The following is a 22,454-nucleotide window of genomic DNA, read 5'->3' on the forward strand; positions in this document are numbered from 1 at the left end:
AGCGATCAAGCGGCGCGCAGCGGCAACACCGCGGCCGGGGCCGTCAGCGTATCCAGATAGTCGGCCCAGGCCTGCATCATCTTGCGGCGCTCGGGCAGGTGCGACGTGCGGTTGTACGCGCGGCCATTGGGATCGCGGACCGCGTGCGCGAGCTGGTGCTCGATGAAGTCCGGACGAAAGCCCAAGGTCTCATCCAGCAGCGTGCGCGCCGTTGCGCGGAAACCGTGCAGCGTCATTACTTCTTTGGGATAGCCCAGACGTCGCAGGGCTGCATTCAAAGCCGCGTCGCTCATCGGCTTGCGCGGGCTGCGAACACCAGGGAAGACGAACTGCCCTCGCCCGCTGAACGGCTGCAGCTCGCGCAGGATGGCAATAGCCTGCGTCGGCAGGGGTACGAGATGCGGCTCGCGCGTTTTCATCTTGCCTGCCGGGATACTCCACTCCGCTGAGTCGAGATCGACCTCTGCCCATTCCATTTGGCGCAGCTCGCCGGGACGCACGAACAGCATCGGGGCGAGTTTGAGGGCGCAGGCAACCGGGAAGGTGCCGGAGAAACCATCGATCGCGCGCAGCAGGCCGCCGATGGCCTTGGGCTCGGTGATCGACGGGTAATGCTCGGGCTTCCAGGGCGCGAGGGCACCGCGCAGATCCTGGGACGGATCACGTTCGGCCCGGCCGGTGGCGATGGCGTAGCGAAATATCTGGCCGCTGACCTGCAGGATTCGGTGGGCAGTCTCCAGGGCGCCGCGGGCCTCCACGCGCCGCAGTACCGTCAGGAGCTCAGGGGCGGTGACGCTGGCGACGGCCCGATCACCGAGCCACGGGAACACATCCCGCTCAAGCCGGCCGATGGTCTTGGATGAGTGACTGGGAGCCCAGCGGGTCGAGAACTTGCCGAACCACTCCCGAGCAATCACCTCGAAGCTGTTGGCGGCTCGCTCCGCTCCGGCCAGCTTTTCGGCCTTCCTGTGCCCGCTCGGGTCGACACCTGCCGCGAGCAGCTTGCGTGCCTCATCCCGCCGGCGGCGGGCATCGGCCAGGCTGACTTCGGGATACACGCCCAAGGAAAGCAGCTTCTCCTTGCCGTCGAAGCTGTACGCCAGGCGCCACCACTTGGAACCGCTCGGGTTGATCAGCAGGAACAGGCCGTCTTCGCGAGGCAGCTTGTAGGGCTTGGCCTTGGGTTTGGCCGCGCGGATGCCGGTGTCGGTGAGCTTCATGGTCGTCGGGTAACTCGAAGTCGGGTAACTCGTTCGGTGATCCCGAAGTTACCCGGAAAGTTACCCGGCGCAAGTGCTGGAAGTCGGCGGACGACGGTGGAAGCAAAAACAGAGAAACCAAAGAAAAACCCCGCGTTTAGCGGGGTTATCTGTGCATCTTTGGACGTCTATGGAACCTGTAATGGTGGAGCGGAGGAGGATCGAACTCCCGACCTTCGCATTGCGAACGCGACGCTCTCCCAGCTGAGCTACCGCCCCACACAAGGGCGCGCAGTATAGCGAGTCATCGGCCAGAAAACAGCCCCTCTCCGAGAGCCTCAGGACGAAGCCCTTGGGCCAAGCGGCGGCTCGCAGGTCGGCCGGCTGATGCGCGGCGGAATGCGTGCGGTCGCGCCAGGGCCGATGCTTCGGCGCCGCAACGATGTGCGCAAAAGCGGCGGGGCCAATCATCGTCCGCGAGAGCTTCACACCATCTGTTCGACCATTTCGCAGCGCCCTCTTCACGCGGAAAAAAAACCCTGCTAAATAGGCGCCGCACTGGTCCACAACTCAGCAGCGATGGCCCGAAAGCCCAAACCCAAGCCGCAGGCGGAGCCCGCCAAGAACTTCGATGAATTCGCCGAAGAAAGCGAAGGACTCGAAGAAGACGTGAACGTCGAGCCTGTCGAAGCCGTCTCCGCAGGCAAGCTGCGCGACTGGCGCGACGTCGAGAAGTTGAAGGAGATGCGCGAGCTGCGCCGCCTCGTCGGCGACGACTTCGATCTCCTCGACGACGTTCGCCCGCGTCGCTGAGGCACTCGTCAGCCCTGCGCCGCCTGGCGCAGGCCTTGTGCATCCGTCGATGAGCCCTGCGAGGCGATCCCGGTGCATCGAACAAAAAGCCGGGCCGCTGTTGCAGCCCGGCTTTTGTTTTATCCGTCAGCGCATCGCATACCGCCGGCGCGCGCGCCGGCCTTGAATCTCAACCCGATGGCTCAGCCCAACAGCTTGGCCAGATCCTGATCGATCTCTTCGGGCGTGGCGACCGATTCGTAGCGATTGACGACCTTGCCCTGCTGATCGACGAGGAACTTGGTGAAGTTCCACTTGACCGCGTCGGTGCCGATCAACTCCGGGAAATTGGCTTTGAGATGCGAGACCAGGCGCTGCGCACCGGGCAAGTTCTCGTCGAAGTGGCCCGGCTGCTCCTTGCGCAGGTAGCGATACAGCGGATGCGCATCCGCGCCGTTGACTTCGATCTTGGCGAACAGCGGAAAGCTCACACCGTAGTTGAGCGAGCAGAACTCTTCGATCTCGGCTTCGGTGCCCGGCTCCTGATGACCGAACTGATCGCACGGAAAGCCGAGAATCTCCAACCCCTTGCCGTTGTACTTTTTGTACAGCGCTTCCAGGCCCGTGTACTGCGGCGTGAAACCGCACTTGCTCGCCACGTTGACGATCAGCAGCAGCCTGCCCTTGTATGCGCTGAGCGACTGCTCCTGTCCCTTGATGGTCTTGGCGCTGTAATCGTAGACACTCATGTGATTCTCCGTCGGCCTTGTCTTGCGAATCGGCTTGTTGAACAGCCAGTCTTCGATTCTAGCCTTGCCGGGTCAGCAGCATGGCGTCGCCGTAGCTGAAAAATCGATAACGCTGCTGCACCGCATGTCGATAGGCGGCCATGATGCGCTCGTAGCCCGCGAAAGCGCTCACGAGCATCAGCAGCGTGCTTTCGGGCAAGTGGAAATTGGTCAGCAAGCGATCGACGACATTGAAGCGGTAGCCCGGAGTGATGAACAGCCGTGTCTCGCCCGCGCCGGACTGCAGCGTTCCACTGAGCGCGGCCGATTCAAGCGCTCGCGTCACCGTAGTCCCGACGGCGACGACGCGACCACCCCGTGCCTTGGTCCGGACGATCGCCTCGCAAAGCTCCGGCGAAATCTCGTAGCGCTCGGCGTGCATGCGATGCTCGGATACATCATCGACGCGCAATGGCTGGAACGTGCCGGCGCCGACGTGCAGCGTCAGCGTAGCCGTCCGCACCCCGCGGGAATTCAAATCCGCCAGCAAGGTGTCGTCGAAATGCAGCCCGGCCGTCGGCGCCGCGACAGCGCCCGGCTTCGCCGCGAACACGGTTTGATAGCGCTCCGCATCGAAACCGCCCGGCGCATGCTCGATATAGGGCGGTAGCGGCAGCCGGCCGACGCGCTCCATCAAGCGCTCGAAGCTGCCCGCCGAATGCAACTGCAGGCGGAACATGTCGTCCTGCCGATCGATCATCACGAGCACCGCAGGCGCTTCGCCATCGGCCAGATCGATCAGGATCTCGCCGCCTGGCTTGGGCGTTTTCGACGCACCGACCTGCGCGAGCGCCTCGCGCTCGCCAAGCAGCCGCTCGATCAAAATCTCGACACGTCCGCCCGTCGGCTTGCGCCCGAACAGGCGAGCCGGAATCACGCGGGTGTCATTGAAAATGAGCAAATCGCCCGGCTCGATCAGCGAAGCGAAATCGCGCATCTGTCGGTCAGCCAGCGTGCCATTGGGTGCAAGCTCGAGCAGGCGACTGGCACTGCGTCGCTCAGCCGGAAACTGGGCGATCAGTTCCGGGGGGAGTTCGTAGTTGAAATCGGAGCGGCGCATAAGAAGGCGCGCAGTTTACACAGCGGAGCCCGCCGGTTTCAGCCTGAAGCCCCGCGCATTCGACGGTACTGAACCATTCGCGCCAACCTCCGCGAACCGACGCGACGGCGACGGGCGGGGCACCCGATCAGACGAAGCCCCCGAACAAAAGCACCGCCACGATGATGACCGCAGCGAGCAGCCCCCCGGACGGTCCATAGCCCCAGCTGCGGCTATGCGGAAATACCGGCAGCACGCCGAGCAGTGCAAGCAACAGGATGATCAGCAGAATGGTTCCGGTCGTCATGGCGGGCCTCTTGCGTTTGAAGCTCCAGCGTGTACCGGAAAGGCTGAACGATTCGCACCTGCTTCGGAAACCGGGCCCGCCGGTTTAATCAAAATGGCAAACAGCCGCGCTAGGCTGTCGCGTTGATACGGATGCCGTGGGCGAGCGAGATGCGCACGAGTTTGAAATTGGCAGGTGGAGCCGCGACCCTGGCGCTGCTGGTTCACTGGGCGTCTCGTCACGAGGTTCCCACTGCCCATGCGGTAGCCAGACCGCTAACGGCTGCCGCCCCAAACGCCGCAGCCCCCGAACCGGCGCAGTCAATCTCGAGCGGCGAAACTCGAAGCACCGCGGTCCTCGTTCCAAAAAACAAGGAACCGCCGGAGGACAGCCCTTGCACAGCAGGCTGTTTCGAGCAGGAAGCCGGATACAACTGGGCAGAACAGATGCGCGTCGACGACCCCGTCGATTGCGACAACGAATCGTCCTCGTTCGTGGAGGGCTGCCTGGCCTATGCCGAGACACAGCAGGCGGAAGTCGATGACAGCTGGGAAGATCGGTAAGCAGGCCGCCTTACCCGCAATGCTGCGATGGGCGTTGCACCGCCTTCGCGTCAAGGCGCTCGACGGCCCTATTTACCTTTCAGTAAGTTTCTATATACTGCACCGCAACATGGCTCGTTGAGCTCCGGCTCCGAGGCATAGCCAGTCTCCTCCAGAAGGGCTACGCGCCCTTCTCGCACTTTGGCCCCCTTTTGGGGGCTTCTTTTTGTCCGCCACTCGGCCCAGGCGCATGCCACCGGCTACCTGCGCCCCGATTCTCCGTCCGGGCCACAGCCGGGGAAAGCGAAAATGTCGGACCGTTGATCGCACGCAATACGGCCGCTGGTCGAATTCCCGCGCTCACTCAGCACTTTTTACCTTGGCGCGTAAATTCGCCAGCGGCATGCTGCCGTATCGCCGAGCTTGGAATCCCCGTCCCTGGCAGGTTGCAACAGGATCCCCGGCCAATACTTGGCTGCGCCACTTGTCCTCGAAGCGAGCGCCGCTTTGCCACCTTGCACCATGGAAGTGCAGGGCCCCGTAGTCTCAGGGAATAGACGATGAAGCCGCTGCAGATCCTGTTGGTCGATGACAATCAGACGTTTCTGGCTCTCGCATTGCGACTGCTGTCATCGTTGGATGACGTCGAAGTGATCGGCTGGGCATACGACGGGTTCAATGGAGTCCGCTTGGCGGAAGAACTCTGCCCCGATCTCGTCATCATGGATCTCGGCATGCCTGGCATGGGAGGGTTGCAAGCCACCCGCCTGATCAAGGCTCAACATCAGCCACCCCTGATCGTCATCGCCAGCTACCACGATGACGTCGAGCGTCGCGAGCATGCGGCCGCCGCAGGCGCCGATGCCTTCGTCAGCAAGGACGAGTTCGAAAAGCAGATCGCGATGTTCATCGAGAAAGCGCAGCGCCCCATACGGTGAACCCCACAAAGGGCAGCGCGGCGAGTTCCCGCGTTGCTCCCGACGCGTCCAGATAGCTTCCGCCATCTGTACGCCCCGAAAGAGCTCAAGCCTAGAGTCGCAGGATCGACGCCCCCATTACGGCGAAGCTGCAGGCACATCATGGCACTCGATAACGCTGTGGCAACAAAAAAGCCCCGGATTTACCGGGGCTTAGCCAACTCATGAAACTCTATGATGCACTTCTACAAACTGATCAGGTGTGCTAGGGAGGGCTTAATACTTTCGAGGTAAATTCACCTAAAAACGGCCAACATACCCCCAAAGATACCCCCACACCTTTGCACGCTCTGCCGAGTGCAAGGCTGCGGGTCAACCGCGACCGGTCGAGCAGTTGACTTTTAATCATCTGCTCTTTGCCTCGCGTGAGGTCGCAGGTTTCAGGCCCGCCGGGGACGCCGCACCAGACCAAATGATTAACAGTCACTCGTTCTTGCGATCAGTACCGGGTGCTGAACTGCTAAGCCCAGACTTGTAGCGCGCGATCCTTGCCTCAATGGCATCCATCATTTTTGACGCAGCAACTTGCAAGTCTGCGGAAACTTTCTGCGCCTCTTCCGAAGATTTCACGACTTGTTTGCGTGACTCGAGATATTGCTCTCGGACCCCCTCAAACCCAACTCTCGCCTTAGAGGACTTGTCAAGAATGTAATCAAGGAGCGGCGCGTAGTGATCTGAAAATTTACGCAGATCCTGGTGCGCGCTTGATACAGCGTTCAGCGCAAGCGTCAACGCATCGATTTGGTTTTCTTTGGCCTCAATCAATCTTTCCAAGTTGGCCAATTCCCTCCGCTGAGCATCAAGTTGGGCATTGAACTGTTCATCAAGTTCGGCAGGCATGCCCCCACCAAGCGACTGCTCTAGCCGCAGGACGATCTCGGCATTCATAGATCGTCCCTGCACTCTCGCCATATCACGCAACTGCGCCCTCATACCTGCAGGCAGGCGAAGCATGAATTTATCTTGTTGATCGCTCGGATAGTCGCTCATATCGGCCCCAGATTAGCTGTGATGATGTCGAGTTGACAGTAGTGTCGACTCGACATATTTTTGAATGGTAGCGACTCGACATCGCTAGTTACACCCACAGGAACTCAGAGGGAGGCGACAGACATCGATGAAACACGGCAACACCCCAGAACGGCCAAAGCTGGCTTACACGCCTGCGGAAGCAGGAGACTTAATCGGCAGTTGCGTCAGCAAGGTGTTCAAGCTGATCCGCGACGGCGAACTGGAATCGTTCAAAAGCGGCAAGTCCCGCCGGATCACGCATCGCGCGATCGAGGACTACTTGACTCGCAAGGAAGCAGAGGCCCGCAAGGCCAGGAAGGTGGCCGCTTGAGCGCCATCGACACGCCCATGCGCAAGCCGGCGCAGCGTGGGCCGGGCACGGGTAAGCGCCGGAGCTTCATTGCGTCTCGCACCGCATCGACTTGGCAGCGTGCAGCTCACCGTTCGCTCGCGGCCATCGCAGCGGGCTTCCTGCCCGTCGCAGCCTACGTGCTGGCCCACGTCGAGATCACCGCCGAGAAGCCCCTTCTCTGGGCCTTGGTAGGGGCTTCGCTGATCTACAGCGCGCCGTCACTCGCCGAGTGGGCGGAAGGCTGGTGCCGTTCGCGGATCAAGGCCTGGGCCTTCGCGGTGCTGCTGGAGGGCGTGATGCTCGCCAGCGCGATCCAGGCTTTGAGCCTTACCGGCTTGATGCTGCTGGTGATCGTCAACGCTGCATTCGCTTGGCGTCAGGCCGGCGAAAACAAAGAACCCCACCGATCGCGTGTGCTTGGCGGCGATGCGAGCGGCGGGGCGTCCGATGTACTTCCAATGGAGTAACACCGATGCCCAACGATAGCATTGCCCTTCCCCTCTGCAAAGCGCCCGAGCACTTCCTCAACTTCAACCCGACCGAGTGGACTGGCGGCGCAAGTTTCAGCCTCACCCAGCGACTGAACGAAAACCGTTGCCAGCTCGACGCTCGCGCCTACTGGGCTGATCGCGGCTCTGTTCACAACCCCACACCGCATGCGTTCGTCGCCTTCGACGCGTCGATTCCCACCTTCGGGCTGAGTTTCCGCATCCCGAACCTGACGCCTCCTCAGGCTCGACAACTCGCCGCGAATCTGCAGATGGCCGCGAACGAAGCGGATGAGTTCGAGCGCCTGGCCGCGGAGGTGCGCAATGGCTAAGTCCGCCGCAACCACCTGCTTTGCCTTCCATCAGGTCAACCCCGAGGAAACCAAGCTATTTACGGTTCGCCCTGGCGTTCCGGCCTCTGATGCCCTGGAAGCAGCGTCGTGCTTTATGGACGTCGCTCTCTCGCTCTGCAAAGGCATCGGCAGCCTTTCGGATGACGACGTTCGCGCGGGCATGGCATGCGATCTCAGGCAAACGGCATTCGCGTCGCTATTCCTGCTTGAGATGGCCAAGGCGGTCGTCGATTCCATCGAGGTGAAGGCATGAGCACCAAGTCGAAACCCGCCGTGCCACCGATGCCGGCCCTTCGCTGGTTTGTGTCCGACGACCTTCCGTCTGAGACGTTACTCAACTGCGCCAAGCTCACCAACTTCCTCTCTGGTGCTTTCGCCAACGTCCCGAGCGGCCTCACCTTCAGCGCAGATGATGCCGACGCAGTGTCCAGGCTCATGTCGACGATCACCGATGCACTCGAGTACGAGAAGGCGCGAGTTCAATCACTGGAGCGCGCAGCATGATCACCAAAGCCCCCACCAAAGCTGCCCCCGAACGCCCCACCAATGTCCTTGTTAACGACTACGCTCCGGACACGCTCACTGCTTGCTCGCACGTACTGTGTTTCCTCGAAGAAGCGGTGACAAACCCCGATATCGCCGACGACATGGCGGCCAACCGGCAGACGATAGGAGATGGGGCCCGCTGGATCTTCATTATGGTTCGCGACGCACTTGAATACGAAGCGGCGCGAGCTGCATTGAAGGGTATTGCGAAATGAAACCTCAGATCGATGTCAGTTGGATGGCCGGCGACACCCTGAAAGACACCGCAGAAAAGTGCGCGTCAGTCGTTCGCTTCATGGGCTCTGCTTTTTGCGAGGCGGAACGAGCGAGCTTCACTGAAGACGAGGCCCATGGCGCCTTCATCATCTTGCAGACCGTGGCGGACGTACTGACCGCAGCAGCGGAGCGGGAGGCAGGCAATGCTTAGTCCTAAAACTCCACAAGCCGACCTCGAAGCAGCTCGCCAACGCTTCGCAGACGCGCTCGAAGCGGCCGAGGTGCAGCCGGAATATCGGCTTGGTATCACGGCCGCTGCAGAGGCGCTTGCAAAGGCAAAGGCGAACTCGGTGCTCGCAACGTTCATCGGCAACCGTGACGCTCAGAACGAGGATCAGCACTGAGTGGCGAAGTTGCGAGCCAAGCTGAAAGGACGAAGGGAGGGCGGCAGCTTTGCCGCCTTTCCTCACGCCTGCGCAGAGCACACGAACTATCTGGGCCTCAGTGGCAGCGCGGTCAAGCTGCTTCACGACATGCACCACCGCTACAACGGTAAGAACAACGGCGACCTCAGCGTTGCTATGACGATCATGCAGCCACGCGGCTGGAAATCACCCATGACGCTCGCAGCTGCACGTGACGAGCTCGAGGATCGCGGCTGGATCGTGCGTACGACATGGGCAACCCGAAAAAGCCCGGTTCTCTACGCACTCACCTTTCTTGCCATTGATGACTGCAACGGCAAGCTTGATGTCAAAGCATCGCAGGTGGCGCTCGGATACTGGAAGCTTGGAAAGAACCCAGAGCCCGACAAGTTCCCCAAAAAAGTCGAGTTGCTTGGGCTCAACGAAAGGAAGAGCAAGAAAAAATCCGTGATACAGAAACTGGAGCACGGTGATACAGAAACTGTATCTGACAGCTACAGAAACTGTATCTGTGATCAGCCTTCAGCTACAGAAACTGTATCTGTTTCGCCGTTTTTGCCAAATCCTCAGATACAGAATCTGTATACCTCTATAGATATACCAGGTGCGCCTGCGAACGCAGATGCTTCTGCTGTGGCTGTTGACGTTGCTTCTGCTGCTGAAAGCAGTGCCTCACCGCGGGCGGCGAATCCGAAACCCTTGCGGAACCCTTCCCCAACCCATGACCGCGTGAAACCGAAAGCTGCATAGGAGCCGATGATGAGTGACGAAAGACCCCTGCCTGACCTGCTGGAAAGCGAGAAGGTCGCGATTCACATATTTTCCTTGGGCATGGCTATCAAGCTACTTATGGAGCGAGTTATCCCTGACGCCGCCGAACGAAGCGAGCTCGCCGATGATCTCCTTGAGAGGTCAGAGGCTGCCTTGCGCACAATCCTCGACCCAGTCACCGACGACACTTGGAGCAAACGCGAACAACAGGTCGCACTACTGACCGGAAGTATCCGCTCACTCTTCGGAGTGAAGGCGTGAAGGCAGCACCCAACGACACCCCATACGACATGCGGACCCGCACCGTGGCCTACGGTGAGTTGATGCTGGAGAACTGGGCTGAGCATCGCGAGATCGATTTTGAGCGGATCGGCGCGCGGCCTGATCGCACATTGGAGCGCGCGAAGGAAATGCGCGACGGGCTGGCGAGGAGCACGGCCACACACGATGCATTCGGCGATCCACTGCTGGATGCGATGGAGAAGATCGCCGAGCGTGCGAAGACGACGCTCACAGTGGAGCGCTGGGTCAGTGAACTGCCGGGTGAGCACCGGCGCGCGGTGAAGCTGTTCTACGTCGAAAGGCGGAAGATCCAGCAGATCGCATCGATGCTCGGGGTCGACCGCAACCACGCGGGCAACATCATCGACGACAGCAAGTGGATGATCGGGAGCCGCGCGCTGAACCTCCAAGGGGTCAACGACCCATCGCATCTGGGACGCACCGGATAGACGCACTCTCTTGCGATTTTGCATGCAAGCACCCCATAATCCGCCTCGGACGAACTGTGCCTGAAAGAAAAACCCAGCCCTAACCGGCTGGGTTTTTTCGTTTGCGGCGCAGGGTTTTCGCTTGGCGTTTTCCTAGCGAAATGCCAGGTCACGGTGAAGTACCGTGGGTCTGCAAACTGACCGCATAGCCAAACGCCATTTGAAATGGCAAATGGCTGATTTCATGGCAAAGCCGAAAATTGGGTTTTGCGGATTCGCCTCTGCCTCCGTGCATAGAGTCGGCAATGTTTCCGCATCTGATGCGGACAAGCCTCACCTAAAGCCTTTCACCAAACCCGCCATTGAGCGGGCTTTTTGTTGGCAGGTTCGAATCCTGCCCCCGCTACCAATTTTTGGTGAGCGCCCAGCCGCAGGTGGCGAGTAACAGCGGCAGCGATTGGATACGGCTCTCCTACGGTTTTTCCTTCCGTGTCTGAAATCGCCGTCTTGCCCACGAGACGGGCCTTCTTCAACTACCAAGGAACCGATATGGATGATGACGTGAAGCAGTTGCTCAAGCAGATCGCTGAGCAGACGAAGCGGCAGAACGAATTGCTCGAGAACATTGCGGATGACGTGCGCTTCTTCCGTGAAGAGCGTGAGCGTGCCATCGCCGCGATGACTCGGCCGCCTCAGTTCGGCATGCTGACCCGAGGATGAAACTCCGAACCCTGCCGTCGCGCCTTCAGCCTGCGACCACAAGCCGCTTGAAGACGGTGACGACGGCAGACGTTCGGATCAGCGGCAGAAGGCTGCAGGAGCGCCGCAAGCGTATCTGGCAGCGTGACCCGAACTGCGCGAGGTGTGGTCGGCTGACGATCCACCCGCACGGCTACGAGCTCGACCACCGCGTTCCGCTACACCAAGGCGGTGAGGACACCGACGAGAACTGCCAAGTGCTGTGCAACGGCACCGAAGGCTGCCACCTCGCCAAGACGCGAGAGGACGCCAAGGCTTAAATCCGGGTTCGGATACCCACAGGAGCGCCACAAGGGTTTAGGAGTTTGAATCCCCTCCTCTCTGCCACATTCGGCAATGCCTGTCGGTCCAGTCCATCATCGGACCGGTAGACAGAAGAGACTTTAAATCTCCTCTAACGGGCCCAGCGGACGCAGCGGACGCAGCGGACTCAAAATCCGCCGAGGTTCGGATTCCTCTCTCTCCGCCACCGGGGGAGGTAAAAAAGTTCTGAGGACGATGCCTTGGAAATCGCACTTCCTCTCACGCAGAGATTTTTTGACCTTTTCAAACGAGATTCAAAATGGCCGACCAGAAGAAGGGCCGCGGCGGCGCGCGTCCTGGCGCTGGTCGCAAGCCGAAGCCCAAAGCCGAGCCGGTTCTCGGTGAAGTTGCCGCCGACACGCCGCTGGCGTTCCTTGAGAGCGTGATGCGCGACACGAAAGCCGACGATGCACTGCGGGTGAAGGCCGCAATTGCAGCGGCTCAATACCGCCATCCCAAGGTTTCGGATATGGGCAAGAAGGAAGCGAAACAGCGCGCTTCGAAGGAAGTAGCCGCCACGCGATTCCAAGCCAGCACACCGCCGCGCCTGGTGCGCGACAACACGAAGTAATCGATGGATTGGACAACCGCTTGCCCTGATTGGGCGGATAGACTGCGCGCGGGTGAATCGATCATCCCGCCTCCGATCTTTCCCGACGAGGCAGAGAAGGCGCTGGAGATATTCAAGCAACTGCGAATCGTCGATGCGCCGGGTAGCCCCACGTTCGGCGAGGCCTGCGCACCTTGGGTGTTCGAGTTGGTCGCGAGCATCTTCGGCAGCTACGACGCGGAGAGCGGTCGACGGCTGATCACCGAGTGGTTCATCTGCCTGCCGAAGAAGAACAGCAAGTCGACGATCGCCGCCGGCATCATGATGACGGCCCTGATCTTGAACTGGCGGCAGTCGGGGGAGTTCGCGATCCTCGCGCCGACGATCGAAGTCGCCGGCAACAGCTTCACGCCCGCGCGAGACATGGTGCAGCGGGATGACGACCTTGACGCGCTGATGCACGTACAAGGGCACACCAAGACGATCACGCATCGCGAGAGCAACGCGACGCTCAAAGTCGTAGCTGCCGACTCGAACACGGTCGGCGGCAAGAAGTCGGTGGGCACGCTGGTCGACGAGCTTTGGCTCTTCGGCAAGCAGGCCAATGCGGAGAACATGCTGCGCGAGGCGGTCGGCGGCTTGGCATCGCGGCCAGAAGGCTTCGTGATCTACCTGACCACGCAGAGCGACGACGCACCCGCCGGCGTGTTCAAGCAGAAGCTGCAGTACGCGCGCGGCGTGCGCGACGGGACGATTCACGATCCACGGTTCGTGCCGATCATCTTCGAGCACCCGACGGAGATGGTGGAGCGCAAGGAGCACCTGCTCGCCGAGAACCTGGCGCTGGTGAACCCGAACCTCGGGTACTCCGTCGATCGCGAGTTCCTGATGCGCGAGTACCGGAAGGCGCGCGAATCCGGCGACGAATCGTTCATCGGCTTCATGGCGAAGCACGGCAACGTCGAGATCGGCTTGGCGCTCAAGTCCGACGGCTGGCCGGGCGCTGAGTTCTGGGGGCAGCAGGCGCGGCAAATGCTCACGCTCGAATCGCTGCTGGAGCGCTGCGAGGTGGTCGACGTGGGCGTTGATGGCGGCGGCCTTGATGACCTTCTCGGGCTCGCTGTTGTGGGCCGCGATCGCGAGACACGCGAATGGCTGGCCTGGTGCCATGCCTGGGCGCATCCGAGCGTTCTGGAGCGTCGCAAGGCAGAGGCACCGCGCTTTCGCGATTTCGAGAAGGCCGGCGACCTGACGCTGGTCAAGCAACTCGGCGAGGACATCGAGGATCTTGCAGAGATCGTCGCCGGCATCCACGCACGCGAACTGCTCGACAAGATCGGCATGGACCCGGCCGGCATCGGCGCGATCATCGATGCGCTGGTTGCAGCCGCAGTTCCGCAAGACAAGATCGTTGGTGTCTCGCAGGGCTGGCGGCTCGGCGGCGCGATCAAGACCACCGAGCGAGCATTGGCTGAGGGCCGATTGCTCCATTGCGGACAAGCGTTGATGGCCTGGTGTGCAGGCAACGCGAAGATCGAACAGCGCGCGAACTCGACAGTGGTCACGAAGCAAGCGAGCGGCACCGCCAAGATCGATCCGCTGATGGCGCTGTTCAACGCGGTGTCGCTGATCGCGCTGAACCCGCCGGCGCAGAAGCGGAAGTTCCAGATGTTTTTCGCTGGCGGGCGACCGGCCGGCACGAACCAAAGAGACCCCGCTTCGGCGGGGTTTCGTCGTTAAGGGGTATCGATGCAAAGAGCCTACAGTCTGCTCACGATCAAGAGCGTGGACGAAGAGTCGCGCGAGATCACGGGCATCGCATCAACGCCGACGCCTGATCGCAGCGGCGATGTCGTCGAACCGAAGGGCGCCGAGTTCAAGCTGCCGATCGCGCTGTTCTGGGAGCACAAGTTTCCAGTCGGACAGGTCTTCGCCGCCAAGGTGACCGCGGCCGGCATCGAAGTGAAGGCCCGCATTGCGAAAGTCGACGAGGCCGGCACGCTGAAGGATCGGCTCGACGAGGCCTGGCAGTCGATCAAGGCCGGCCTCGTGCGCGGATTCTCCGTGGGCTTCAAGCCGAAAGAAGCCGCACGCATCGAAGGCACCTTCGGCACCCGCTATCTGAAATGGCTCTGGCTCGAACTGTCGTGCGTTGCGATTCCCGACAACGCCGAGGCCTCCATTCAAACCATCAAGTCGATCGCGACTCAGCAGCGTGCTCCGCCCGCGACCGTCGTCGTTCGTCTCACTGCCGCATCCCCGGCGCCCGTTGTGACCATCAAGACGCCCCAGGAGGGCAACGTGAACATTCAACAGAAAATTCAGCAGTTCGAAGACGAGCGCGTCACCAAAGGCGTGCGCATGACCGCGATCATGGAGGCAGCCGGCGACAAGTCGCTGGATGCCGAGCAGACCAAGGAGTACGACGCCCTCACCGGCGAAGTGAAAGCGATCGATGATCACCTCGAGCGTCTGCGCGAACTCGAGAAGATCAACATCAGCAAGGCCGTTCCGATCACCGGCATCAAGGGGCCGAACACCACTCAGGTCAAGCCCGTCATCGAGAAGGGCATCGAGTTCGCTCGCTACGTCATGTGCCTGGCTTCCGCGAAAGGCAACCTGATGCAGGCTCACGAGATCGCGAAGTCCCGCTTCGCCGATTCGCCGCAGCTGCATACCGTGCTCAAGGCGGCCGTCGCTGCTGGCACCACGACCGATGCGACCTGGGCGAAGCCGCTGGTCGAGTACAACGACTTCGCCGGCGACTTCGTGGAGTTCCTGCGACCGCAGACAATCATCGGCCGCTTCGGTCAGGGTGGCATTCCGGCACTTCGCCTCGTGCCTTTCAACATCCATATCCGGGGCCAGACCTCGGGTGGTGCCGGCTACTGGGTCGGTGAAGGCAAGCCCAAGCCCCTGACCAAGTTCGACTTCAACGATACCTACCTGGGCTGGGCGAAGGTCGCGAACATCTGCGTGCTGACCGAAGACCTCGTCCGCTTCTCGAATCCGAACGCCGAACAACTGGTGCGCAGCGCGCTCGCCGAGGCGCTGATCTCGCGCATCGATACCGACTTCATCGATCCGGCCAAGGCTGCGGCGGCAAATGTCTCGCCGGCATCGATCACCTATGGTGTGGCGCCGATCGAGTCATCGGGCAACGATGCCGACGCCGTGCGCGCCGATATCCGAGCGGCTTTCGCGGCCTTCATCGCCGCCAAGATCACGCCCACCGCCGGCGTCTGGATCATGTCGCCGACCCGCGCGCTGGCCCTCTCCATGATGCACAACGCCCTCGGCCAGCCTGAGTTCGCCAGCGTCACGATGACGGGCGGCACGTTGCAGGGCTTGCCGATCATCACGTCCGAGTACGTGCCGGACGACATGGTGATCCTCGCCAATGCATCCGACATCTGGCTGGCGGACGATGGCCAGGTCGTGATCGACGCGAGCCGCGAAGCCTCGCTGCAGATGGACAGCAGCCCGGTCGCTGGCGCAGCCGAGCTCGTCAGCATGTTCCAGACGAACCAGGTGGCGATCCGCGCCGAGCGCTGGATCAACTGGTCGAAGCGTCGCGCGGCCGCTGTCGTGGTGCTAGACAACGTGGCCTGGGGTGAGCCGGCCGAACCCGAGACGCCCTAAGCCATGAAGGTCGATCTCATCGCCCGCAAACCGCATCGCTACGCTGACCGACCCATCGCGGTCGGTCAGCGTTACAGCGCATCGGAGAAAGATGCTCGGCTGTTCAAAGCCGTGAATCTCGCCGATGACGCGCCTGCGATTACGCCACTGGAAGTCGTGGTCGACGACGAACCCGAGCCGGCCAAGCCCAAGAAGGCCCGCAAAGCATGAAGCTCAGCCAGCGCATTGCCCCCACCGTCACCGTGACGAAAGCCGGCACGCTCGCGCCTGTCGGCGGTCGCAACGTGCTGCCGTGGATTCGCGAACCCTACGCCGGTGCGTGGCAGCGCAACGAGGAGGTCAGCGTCGAAACGGCGCTGGCCCACTCTGCGGTGTATTCGTGCATGACGCTGATCGCCAGCGACATCGGCAAGCTTCGTCCGATGCTGATGCAGATCGACGCCGATGGCATCTGGACCGAGACCACGAGCGCGGCGTATTCGCCGGTGCTGCGCAAGCCCAACCACTTTCAGAACCGCATCCAGTTCATCGAGTGGTGGATCATGTCGAAGCTGGTCTATGGGAACGCCTACGTTCTGAAACAGCGCGACAGCCGGCGCGTGGTGGTCGCCGAGTACCTGCTCGACCCGATGCGCGTCACGCCGCTGATTTCCAGCGACGGATCGATCTACTACCAGCTCGGCCAGGACGTGCTCAACGGCGTGCGCGATACGGCGCTGATCGTGCCGGCCAGCGAGATCATTCACGACCGCATGAACTGCCTGTTTCACCCGCTCGTGGGCGTTTCTCCGCTGTTCGCTGCGGGCCTTGCCGCAGGCCAAGGCTTGCAGATGCAGCGTGACGCGAATCGCTTCTTCGCCAACGGGGCCAACCCCGGCGGCGTGCTGATCGCGCCCGGTGCCATCAGCGATCAGACAGCGAACGAGATCCGCGACAACTGGTCCGTGAACTACGGCGGCGAGAACGCCGGCAAGATCGCAGTTCTCGGTGATGGCTTGAAGTTCGAGCCGATGCGCATGACTGCCGTTGATGCACAGGTCATCGAGCAACTGAAGTGGACTGCCGAGAACGTGTGCTCAACCTTCCATGTGCCGGCCTACAAGATCGGCGCCGCGCCACCACCGAGTTACAACAACATCGAAGCGCTGGCGCAGGAGTACTACTCCACCTGCCTGCAAACCCTGATCGAACATTGGGAAGCGTGTCAGGACGAAGGGTTGGGTCTGCCAGTGAACTACGGCACTGAGCTGGAGCTCGACAGCCTGCTACGCATGGATACCTCGACGCTGATCACTGCCGAAGCTGCCGCAGTCGGCGCCGGCATCAAGTCCCCGAACGAGGCGCGCAAGCGGCTCAACCTAAAGCCGGTGAAGGGTGGCGAATCGCCCTACTTGCAGCAGCAGAACTACGCACTGGCGGCGCTGGCCGAGCGCGATGGCGACAAGCCGTTTGCCAAAGCACTGAACACAAATTTGCGGCCAGCGAACGAACCGAAGCCCGGAGAAAACGAATGATGCTCGTGACCGTCGCCCAGGCGAAGGCGCGCTTGAAACTCGACATCGCCGAGAACGATCCGAACGTCACGCTGATGATCGAAGGCGCATCAGCCGCGGTGCTCAACTATCTCAAGAAGCCGGAAGGTTACGCGCAGAATGCCATTCCACCCGAGGTGAAGAACGCGACGCTCGTCCTCGTGGGCATGATGGCTCGTGACCCCGACGGCACGGAGTCGAAGGACTGGCCGCAGGGCTATCTACCTTGGGCCGTGACCGCGTTGCTGTACCCGCTGCGCAAGCCGACGGTGGCCTGATGCTCTCCGCAGGCAGACTCAATCAGCGCATCGCGATCGAAGCGCAGATCGTGAGCCGTGGCCCGAGCAACGAGAAAGTCGTGACGTGGACGCCCGTGATTCCCGAACTCTGGGCCGAGGTGAAACCGATGTCCGTCACGGGCCTGCTCGCCGCGCAGGCGTTGCAAAGCCAGGCGACATACGTGATCACGATCCGGTACCGCACCGACATCGATCGCAAGATGCGCGTGCGCCGATTACGCGACGACATGATCTTCGCGATCGAAGCCGAGCCACTGCCCGATGATCGCAGCGGGCTTGAGTGGGTGACGCTGCACTGCTCGCAGGGGCTCAACGATGGCGAGTAGCACGATCAAGGTTCAGGGGCTCGACCAGCTGTTGAAGAACCTCGAGCAGCTGCCGCGTGAGCTGGTGAGCAAGAACGGCGGATTGGTGCGCACCGCGTTGTTCAAGGCGACGAAGCGAATTCGAGAGCAAGCACGCCAGCGCGCACCTCACGACACCGGTGTCCTCGCGAAGAACATCATCGCCGTGCGGGACAAGAACCCACGAGCCAACGGCGCAAGCGAGCGTTACATCATCACCGTGCGCAAGAAGCGTTGGTCGAAGCAGGCGAAGGAACGCGCCACGCGCAGAGCCAACGGCAAGATCGACTATCGCCGCAGCAACGATGCGTATTACTGGCGCTGGGTGGAGTTCGGCACCGCCACTCAACAGGCACAGCCGTTCCTTCGTCCTGCGTTTGAATCCGAGAAGGAAGCGGCGGTGCTCGACTTTAAAGATTCGCTGGCATCCGGCATCAAGCGCGTGGTTGCAAAGATGAGGAAGTGATGAGGCCCAACCTTTACCCGATGGTCCAGGGTGATGCAGGTGTGCAAGCGATCCTTGGCGATGACCCGATGCGCTTCTTCCCGTTCGGTGAAGCCGACGAGGGCAGCAACGCCAACCAGGTCTACGCGACTTGGCAGCTGATCTCAGGCCTGCCTCAGAACCAGCTCAAAGGCTCGGCCACGCTGGATTGGTTTCGCGTGCAGATCGATGTCTGGGCTGCGAAGGCAGACGAGGCAGACACGGCAGCCAGCGCCCTGCGAACCGCGCTCGAACCGAAGGGCTACATCGTCAGCATCAACGCCGATGGACGTGATGCTGCAACGCGCGCCTATCGCATCAGTTTTGATTTCGAGTTCTGGCAGAAGCGCTGACCGGCGCCACTGCTTTCCCAACGCCCGCAAAATTGCGGGCATTTTTTTGAGGTGATTACATATGTCTCAGCTGACTCAAGGGACCGAACTGTTCTATCAGTCGGCTCCCGACACGATGACTCTTGTCGAAGAAATCACGGGCGTTACCGGCACCGGTGGCGCGCGAAGCCAGATCGACGTCACCAATCTTTCGAGCAAGGAGATGGAGTACAAGCCGGGCTTGGCGCAGCCTGGCGCGGTAAGCGTCCCGATGAACTTCGATCACTCGCTCCCGAGCCATCAGGCCCTATACGCGCTGTGGGAAAGCGGCGCTCGTGTGAAGTGGGTGGTCGGCCTGTCCGATGGCGTTGCTCCGCCGACGTCGGCAGCAGGTGTCATCACCTTCCCCACCTCTCGCACCTACATCGAGTTCACTGGCTTCATTGCCGACTTCCCGATTGACGCTGCACTCAACTCCAAGTTCGAAAGTGCCATGACGGTCCAACGTAGCGGGCGCAGAACCCCGCACTGGAAGGCTGCATCATGAGCCTGCGCGACGAGTTGTCCGACCTCATCGGTGCTGAAGTACAGGCGCATCAGATCACGCTCAACGGCAAGACCAAGCCTCTGCACTTCCGCCAAATCACTGATGCAGAGGGTCGAACGATCTTCCGCGTGGTTGAAAGCGAATCCGATGCAGATCGCGGTAATCGCATCATGCGCTCACTCGTGCTCGCGTCTTCCTGCGATGCCAGTGGCGAGCGGAACGCCACTGTTGAAGAGGTGGAGGGCTTGGGATCGGCAACCTTGCAGGCGCTGTTTGCAGCCGCCGCCGCGACCAACAACATCCCGCTGACTCAAAGTACCGAGAGCGCCTCGGATGAGGGTGCAAGCCCAAAAGTCTAACGCCCGCGGAGGTTTTGGCTTACGAGGATCGGGTTCGCCGCGCGCTTTCCCTACGTTGGGGATGCTCGCTGCGATACCTGTCCCGAGTAAAGCTGTCCTACGCGGAGTTCCTTTATTGGGCTCGGCATTTCGCAGAAGAGCCCTTCGACGATCGCCGCTGCTTCGATCGGCCCGCGGCTGAAATCCGTCACCTCTACGTCAACAGCAGGCGCAAAGAAGGCACGCCCATGATCCCGCTTGAGCAGTTCATGCCGTATCGAGATCGGGAACCGGAAACGGCCGCCATCGTCAACATCGATCACCAAGTGCTGGCCCTACTGTAGGAGCAACGATGAACCTTGGATCAATCGGCAGTGTGTTTATCGATGTAGCAGCGAACACAGCCAAATTTGAAACAGACATCGGACGTGCGTCTCGCGAGTCTGAGAAGCGCGCTCGCGAAATACAGAAGGGCTTTCAGGACGCGGCGAAGAACATCGCCGCAAGCCTGGCGGCGCTCGACATCGGCCGGCGCCTGGGCGAAGGCTTGCGTGCTGCGATCGAGCGAGCCGACGAGCTCGACGAGATGGCGCAGAAAGTCGGCGCATCCGTGCGCGGACTGTCCGGCTTGAAGTTCGCCGCCGATCTCGAAGGCGTCGATGGCCTGACCGAAGCGCTCGCCAAGCTCAGCAAGGCGATGGTGGAGAGCGAGAAGGCCGGCAGCGAACAAGGCCGCGCATTCGCCGCACTCGGCATCAACGTGCGCGATGCGTCCGGCCAGCTGAAGACCAGCGATGTCGTACTACGCGAGATGGCAGAGGCCTTCGCACAAAGCGAGGATGGGGCAACCAAGAGCGCGGTGGCGATGGCCCTGCTCGGTCGCAGTGGCGCGGACATGATCCCCTTCCTCAACAACGGCGCGGAAGGACTCGATCGACTGACCCGCAAAGCCGAAGAGCTTGGCCTGGTTATCGACGACGAGATCGCCGCAGCCGCCGGTGAGTTCAACGACAACCTATTCATCCTCCAAGCTTCAGCAAGCGGCTTAGCGTCGCGGGTCGCTGCTGACCTGCTGCCATCGCTGCGCGATCTCACCGCACAATTCACCGAAACCTCCGCGACAGGCGACGTCGCGGCAGGCTTGGCCGATTCGCTGCGCGTTGGATTCCAGGGCGTCGCGCTCGTGGTCGCCAACGTCTCCTACGTGTTCGAGCAGATCGGCCGGGAGATTGGAGGCATCGCAGCCCAAGCTGTCGCCCTCGCGCATCTAGACTTCAGTGGTGCAGCGGCGATCCATGATGCGATGGTCGCTGACGCGGCCGACGCTCGAAGGCGCATCGACGAACTCAATACTGCGCTACTCAATCTCGGCAAGACCGATGAGCAGGTACGCACGCGAGCCGCCAAGGCGGAAGCAGGCGACGGCAAATCCCAGATCAAGTTCGGGCCGGAAGCGACCTTTGATGGCAGGTTCGACCTCAAGTCGATCGAGGCTGACGCGCTGCGCCCTCTGCGGGAGCAAATCACGGCCGAGCACGACCTCCTTGAGCAACGTCTGCAGCAGGAGCAGGACTATCACAAAGCCTCCTACGACGCGGAGATCGCTGCCGAACAGCGCCGGAAAGGAGTCGCCGACAGCATGGCGAACTACCAGCGGCAGCAGATCGACGCGATGGTTACGCAGGCTGATGCGATCGCAGGCGTGCTCAGCATGGCAGCCGATGCTGCCTCGGCCTTCGGGGCTAAGGGATTCGCGGTTTTCAAAGCTCTGAAGATTGCCGAGGCAATGATCTCGATTCCATCCAGCGCGATCAAAGCCTACGAATCGGCGCTGGCGGTGCCGGTGATAGGCCCGGCATTGGCGCCCGCGGCGGCGGCGGCGGCGGTTGCCGTCCAGCTCGCACAGGTCCAGCAAATCAGATCCATGCAGTTCAGCGGCCGACGCTACGGCGGTATTGTCTCTGCCGGTGGGATGTACGAGGTAGCTGAGCCAGGTAATCCGGAACTACTGCGCTACGGCAACAAGACTCTGCTGATGATGGGCTCGCAATCCGGCGTAGTAGAGCCGGCGAGCGCCATTGCTCCGCTTTCGTCAGGAGGCGGTGGGGTAAAAATCACCTTCAACGATAACGTCGGCGTGGCGGTCAACGCTCGCCAACTCAGCGACGGCCAGATCATCGCCGAGATCAGCCATCGCGTGGATCAAGGCATGCAGACTGCGGCGTCACGGGCCGTCGGAATTACCGCAGCACAACTCGCATCCCGCTCAGGCGATGTGTACGCCGGCCTACAGGCTGGCTCTGTGGTGCAGCGCCGAAATCGTAATTCGAAGGTGTACGGCTGATGCCACTACCTCAATACCCCAGTTCACTGCCGGAACCGCTGAGAGGCAGCTACAGCGGCACTCCTGGCCCAAGGCATGAGCGCACCGCTTTTGGTGGGCCTGTCGAGCACGTCGAAGAAGTTTTCTCAGGCTCGTGCATCGTGGTTCCACATCACGTGATCGTGACGAGCACTCAGGCTTTCGAGTTTCGAGCGTGGATCGCGAAGTACAAGCCGAACGTCAACTGGGTATTGATGCCCGCGAACATCGGCTACGGCGTGCAGCTCTACGAGTCAAGAATCCTGCGGCTCGATATGCCTCACAACCTCACTGGCATGGATTACTGGGCTATCCCCTTCGACCTGGAGATTCGCGCAAAAGCAGACGGCTCCTATTGGGATATCTCAGCTGACGAAGCAGACGTGGTGCTAGGCGGGTTTCTTTACATCGACGATCACATCATCGTCGGGTAAAGCGCCGAAGAAGCACATTTATTTAGCTCCCCG

Annotated in this window: 34 protein-coding genes and 1 tRNA gene; 29 read left to right on the top strand and 6 right to left on the bottom strand. The window is 61.3% G+C overall.

Annotated features, from left to right (window positions below; translation table 11 throughout):
- Nucleotides 1-5: 5 nt before the first annotated feature.
- Complete coding sequence (locus WQQ_RS01460; protein WP_007183260.1) at nucleotides 6-1,220, bottom strand: tyrosine-type recombinase/integrase; 1,215 nt, start codon at nucleotides 1,218-1,220, stop codon at nucleotides 6-8.
- A 182-nt stretch (nucleotides 1,221-1,402) separates the two neighbouring features.
- Nucleotides 1,403-1,478, bottom strand: a tRNA-Ala gene (locus tag WQQ_RS01465).
- 300 nt (nucleotides 1,479-1,778) lie between these two features.
- On the opposite strand from WQQ_RS01465, the gene WQQ_RS01470 reads away from it, so the two are divergent.
- Entirely contained in the window at nucleotides 1,779-2,012 is a 234-nt protein-coding gene (locus WQQ_RS01470; protein WP_007183261.1) for a hypothetical protein, read from the top strand.
- A 182-nt stretch (nucleotides 2,013-2,194) separates the two neighbouring features.
- Here WQQ_RS01470 and WQQ_RS01475 read toward each other — a convergent pair whose 3' ends face one another.
- The 3 genes from WQQ_RS01475 to WQQ_RS23465 form a co-directional block, all read right to left on the bottom strand.
- Nucleotides 2,195-2,740 (bottom strand): glutathione peroxidase, encoded by a 546-nt coding sequence (locus tag WQQ_RS01475; protein WP_007183262.1) that lies wholly within the window; start codon nucleotides 2,738-2,740, stop codon nucleotides 2,195-2,197.
- A gap of 58 nt (nucleotides 2,741-2,798) precedes the next feature.
- Nucleotides 2,799-3,839 (bottom strand): tRNA preQ1(34) S-adenosylmethionine ribosyltransferase-isomerase QueA, encoded by a 1,041-nt coding sequence (gene queA / locus WQQ_RS01480; RefSeq protein ID WP_007183263.1) that lies wholly within the window; start codon nucleotides 3,837-3,839, stop codon nucleotides 2,799-2,801.
- A gap of 127 nt (nucleotides 3,840-3,966) precedes the next feature.
- Complete coding sequence (locus WQQ_RS23465) at nucleotides 3,967-4,125, bottom strand: DUF3309 family protein (RefSeq protein ID WP_007183264.1); 159 nt, start codon at nucleotides 4,123-4,125, stop codon at nucleotides 3,967-3,969.
- 149 nt (nucleotides 4,126-4,274) lie between these two features.
- Here WQQ_RS23465 and WQQ_RS24115 point away from each other — a divergent pair, with 149 nt between their 5' ends.
- Together WQQ_RS24115 and WQQ_RS01485 are read left to right on the top strand one after the other, a co-directional pair.
- The gene (locus WQQ_RS24115) at nucleotides 4,275-4,667 is read left to right on the top strand and encodes a hypothetical protein (RefSeq protein WP_157534460.1); all 393 of its coding nucleotides are present in this window, start codon (nucleotides 4,275-4,277) and stop codon (nucleotides 4,665-4,667) included.
- A gap of 539 nt (nucleotides 4,668-5,206) precedes the next feature.
- Nucleotides 5,207-5,584 (top strand): response regulator, encoded by a 378-nt coding sequence (locus WQQ_RS01485; RefSeq protein ID WP_007183266.1) that lies wholly within the window; start codon nucleotides 5,207-5,209, stop codon nucleotides 5,582-5,584.
- A 462-nt stretch (nucleotides 5,585-6,046) separates the two neighbouring features.
- Here WQQ_RS01485 and WQQ_RS25060 read toward each other — a convergent pair whose 3' ends face one another.
- The gene (locus tag WQQ_RS25060) at nucleotides 6,047-6,613 is read right to left on the bottom strand and encodes an Arc family DNA-binding protein (protein WP_050997541.1); all 567 of its coding nucleotides are present in this window, start codon (nucleotides 6,611-6,613) and stop codon (nucleotides 6,047-6,049) included.
- Nucleotides 6,614-6,740: 127 nt separating this feature from the next.
- On the opposite strand from WQQ_RS25060, the gene WQQ_RS23470 reads away from it, so the two are divergent.
- From WQQ_RS23470 to WQQ_RS01610, 26 genes are all read left to right on the top strand, one after another.
- Complete coding sequence (locus WQQ_RS23470) at nucleotides 6,741-6,965, top strand: helix-turn-helix domain-containing protein (protein WP_007183267.1); 225 nt, start codon at nucleotides 6,741-6,743, stop codon at nucleotides 6,963-6,965.
- The gene (locus tag WQQ_RS01495; RefSeq protein WP_007183268.1) at nucleotides 6,962-7,453 is read left to right on the top strand and encodes a hypothetical protein; all 492 of its coding nucleotides are present in this window, start codon (nucleotides 6,962-6,964) and stop codon (nucleotides 7,451-7,453) included. The genes WQQ_RS23470 and WQQ_RS01495 overlap by 4 nt, the downstream gene beginning before the upstream one ends.
- Nucleotides 7,454-7,458: 5 nt before the next feature.
- A complete protein-coding gene (locus tag WQQ_RS01500) occupies nucleotides 7,459-7,806 on the top strand; it encodes a hypothetical protein (protein ID WP_007183269.1) in 348 nt (115 codons plus the stop codon).
- Nucleotides 7,799-8,080, top strand: a complete 282-nt coding sequence (locus tag WQQ_RS01505; RefSeq protein ID WP_040452785.1) for a DUF3077 domain-containing protein — start codon at nucleotides 7,799-7,801, stop codon at nucleotides 8,078-8,080. Before WQQ_RS01500 ends, WQQ_RS01505 begins: the two co-directional genes overlap by 8 nt.
- Nucleotides 8,077-8,331 (top strand): hypothetical protein, encoded by a 255-nt coding sequence (locus WQQ_RS01510; RefSeq protein WP_007183271.1) that lies wholly within the window; start codon nucleotides 8,077-8,079, stop codon nucleotides 8,329-8,331. The genes WQQ_RS01505 and WQQ_RS01510 overlap by 4 nt, the downstream gene beginning before the upstream one ends.
- Nucleotides 8,328-8,588, top strand: a complete 261-nt coding sequence (locus tag WQQ_RS01515) for a hypothetical protein (RefSeq protein WP_040452787.1) — start codon at nucleotides 8,328-8,330, stop codon at nucleotides 8,586-8,588. Before WQQ_RS01510 ends, WQQ_RS01515 begins: the two co-directional genes overlap by 4 nt.
- Complete coding sequence (locus WQQ_RS01520) at nucleotides 8,585-8,800, top strand: hypothetical protein (RefSeq protein ID WP_040452789.1); 216 nt, start codon at nucleotides 8,585-8,587, stop codon at nucleotides 8,798-8,800. The genes WQQ_RS01515 and WQQ_RS01520 overlap by 4 nt, the downstream gene beginning before the upstream one ends.
- A 193-nt stretch (nucleotides 8,801-8,993) precedes the next feature.
- Nucleotides 8,994-9,764: a hypothetical protein gene (locus WQQ_RS23475; RefSeq protein WP_007183274.1), complete on the top strand. Its 771-nt coding sequence runs from the start codon at nucleotides 8,994-8,996 to the stop codon at nucleotides 9,762-9,764.
- A gap of 9 nt (nucleotides 9,765-9,773) precedes the next feature.
- On the top strand, nucleotides 9,774-10,046 hold the full coding sequence (locus tag WQQ_RS01530) for a hypothetical protein (protein WP_157534461.1): 273 nt from the start codon (nucleotides 9,774-9,776) through the stop codon (nucleotides 10,044-10,046).
- Nucleotides 10,043-10,516: an RNA polymerase sigma factor gene (locus tag WQQ_RS01535; protein ID WP_007183275.1), complete on the top strand. Its 474-nt coding sequence runs from the start codon at nucleotides 10,043-10,045 to the stop codon at nucleotides 10,514-10,516. Before WQQ_RS01530 ends, WQQ_RS01535 begins: the two co-directional genes overlap by 4 nt.
- Nucleotides 10,517-11,044: 528 nt before the next feature.
- The gene (locus WQQ_RS24120) at nucleotides 11,045-11,215 is read left to right on the top strand and encodes a hypothetical protein (RefSeq protein WP_007183276.1); all 171 of its coding nucleotides are present in this window, start codon (nucleotides 11,045-11,047) and stop codon (nucleotides 11,213-11,215) included.
- Nucleotides 11,212-11,514 carry an HNH endonuclease gene (locus WQQ_RS01540; RefSeq protein WP_040452794.1) on the top strand — a complete coding sequence of 101 codons (303 nt, stop codon included), beginning with the start codon at nucleotides 11,212-11,214 and terminating at the stop codon, nucleotides 11,512-11,514. Before WQQ_RS24120 ends, WQQ_RS01540 begins: the two co-directional genes overlap by 4 nt.
- Nucleotides 11,515-11,816: 302 nt before the next feature.
- Nucleotides 11,817-12,128: a hypothetical protein gene (locus WQQ_RS01545; protein ID WP_007183279.1), complete on the top strand. Its 312-nt coding sequence runs from the start codon at nucleotides 11,817-11,819 to the stop codon at nucleotides 12,126-12,128.
- 3 nt (nucleotides 12,129-12,131) lie between these two features.
- Nucleotides 12,132-13,847 carry a terminase large subunit gene (locus tag WQQ_RS01550; protein ID WP_007183280.1) on the top strand — a complete coding sequence of 572 codons (1,716 nt, stop codon included), beginning with the start codon at nucleotides 12,132-12,134 and terminating at the stop codon, nucleotides 13,845-13,847.
- A gap of 9 nt (nucleotides 13,848-13,856) precedes the next feature.
- Nucleotides 13,857-15,749: a phage major capsid protein gene (locus WQQ_RS01555; protein ID WP_007183281.1), complete on the top strand. Its 1,893-nt coding sequence runs from the start codon at nucleotides 13,857-13,859 to the stop codon at nucleotides 15,747-15,749.
- 3 nt (nucleotides 15,750-15,752) lie between these two features.
- Nucleotides 15,753-15,959 carry a hypothetical protein gene (locus WQQ_RS01560; RefSeq protein WP_007183282.1) on the top strand — a complete coding sequence of 69 codons (207 nt, stop codon included), beginning with the start codon at nucleotides 15,753-15,755 and terminating at the stop codon, nucleotides 15,957-15,959.
- Nucleotides 15,956-17,263: a phage portal protein gene (locus WQQ_RS01565; protein ID WP_007183283.1), complete on the top strand. Its 1,308-nt coding sequence runs from the start codon at nucleotides 15,956-15,958 to the stop codon at nucleotides 17,261-17,263. Before WQQ_RS01560 ends, WQQ_RS01565 begins: the two co-directional genes overlap by 4 nt.
- Nucleotides 17,260-17,559, top strand: coding sequence for a head-tail connector protein (locus tag WQQ_RS01570; protein ID WP_007183284.1), 300 nt, complete (start codon nucleotides 17,260-17,262; stop codon nucleotides 17,557-17,559). Before WQQ_RS01565 ends, WQQ_RS01570 begins: the two co-directional genes overlap by 4 nt.
- On the top strand, nucleotides 17,559-17,906 hold the full coding sequence (locus WQQ_RS01575) for a phage head closure protein (RefSeq protein ID WP_007183285.1): 348 nt from the start codon (nucleotides 17,559-17,561) through the stop codon (nucleotides 17,904-17,906). Before WQQ_RS01570 ends, WQQ_RS01575 begins: the two co-directional genes overlap by 1 nt.
- Nucleotides 17,896-18,390: an HK97-gp10 family putative phage morphogenesis protein gene (locus WQQ_RS01580; RefSeq protein WP_007183286.1), complete on the top strand. Its 495-nt coding sequence runs from the start codon at nucleotides 17,896-17,898 to the stop codon at nucleotides 18,388-18,390. Before WQQ_RS01575 ends, WQQ_RS01580 begins: the two co-directional genes overlap by 11 nt.
- Nucleotides 18,390-18,761 carry a tail completion protein gp17 gene (gene gp17, locus WQQ_RS01585; protein WP_040452796.1) on the top strand — a complete coding sequence of 124 codons (372 nt, stop codon included), beginning with the start codon at nucleotides 18,390-18,392 and terminating at the stop codon, nucleotides 18,759-18,761. Before WQQ_RS01580 ends, gp17 begins: the two co-directional genes overlap by 1 nt.
- 61 nt (nucleotides 18,762-18,822) lie before the next feature.
- The gene (locus WQQ_RS01590) at nucleotides 18,823-19,287 is read left to right on the top strand and encodes a phage tail tube protein (RefSeq protein WP_007183288.1); all 465 of its coding nucleotides are present in this window, start codon (nucleotides 18,823-18,825) and stop codon (nucleotides 19,285-19,287) included.
- On the top strand, nucleotides 19,284-19,646 hold the full coding sequence (locus WQQ_RS01595; RefSeq protein WP_007183289.1) for a hypothetical protein: 363 nt from the start codon (nucleotides 19,284-19,286) through the stop codon (nucleotides 19,644-19,646). Before WQQ_RS01590 ends, WQQ_RS01595 begins: the two co-directional genes overlap by 4 nt.
- A gap of 14 nt (nucleotides 19,647-19,660) precedes the next feature.
- Nucleotides 19,661-19,969 (top strand): phage tail assembly protein T, encoded by a 309-nt coding sequence (locus WQQ_RS01600; RefSeq protein ID WP_007183290.1) that lies wholly within the window; start codon nucleotides 19,661-19,663, stop codon nucleotides 19,967-19,969.
- 8 nt (nucleotides 19,970-19,977) lie between these two features.
- A complete protein-coding gene (locus tag WQQ_RS01605) occupies nucleotides 19,978-21,969 on the top strand; it encodes a phage tail tape measure protein (RefSeq protein ID WP_007183291.1) in 1,992 nt (663 codons plus the stop codon).
- Nucleotides 21,969-22,421, top strand: coding sequence for a hypothetical protein (locus tag WQQ_RS01610; protein WP_157534462.1), 453 nt, complete (start codon nucleotides 21,969-21,971; stop codon nucleotides 22,419-22,421). Before WQQ_RS01605 ends, WQQ_RS01610 begins: the two co-directional genes overlap by 1 nt.
- Nucleotides 22,422-22,454: the final 33 nt, after the last annotated feature.

This window comes from Hydrocarboniphaga effusa AP103, assembly GCF_000271305.1.
Taxonomy (GTDB): Bacteria; Pseudomonadota; Gammaproteobacteria; order Nevskiales; family Nevskiaceae; genus Hydrocarboniphaga; species Hydrocarboniphaga effusa.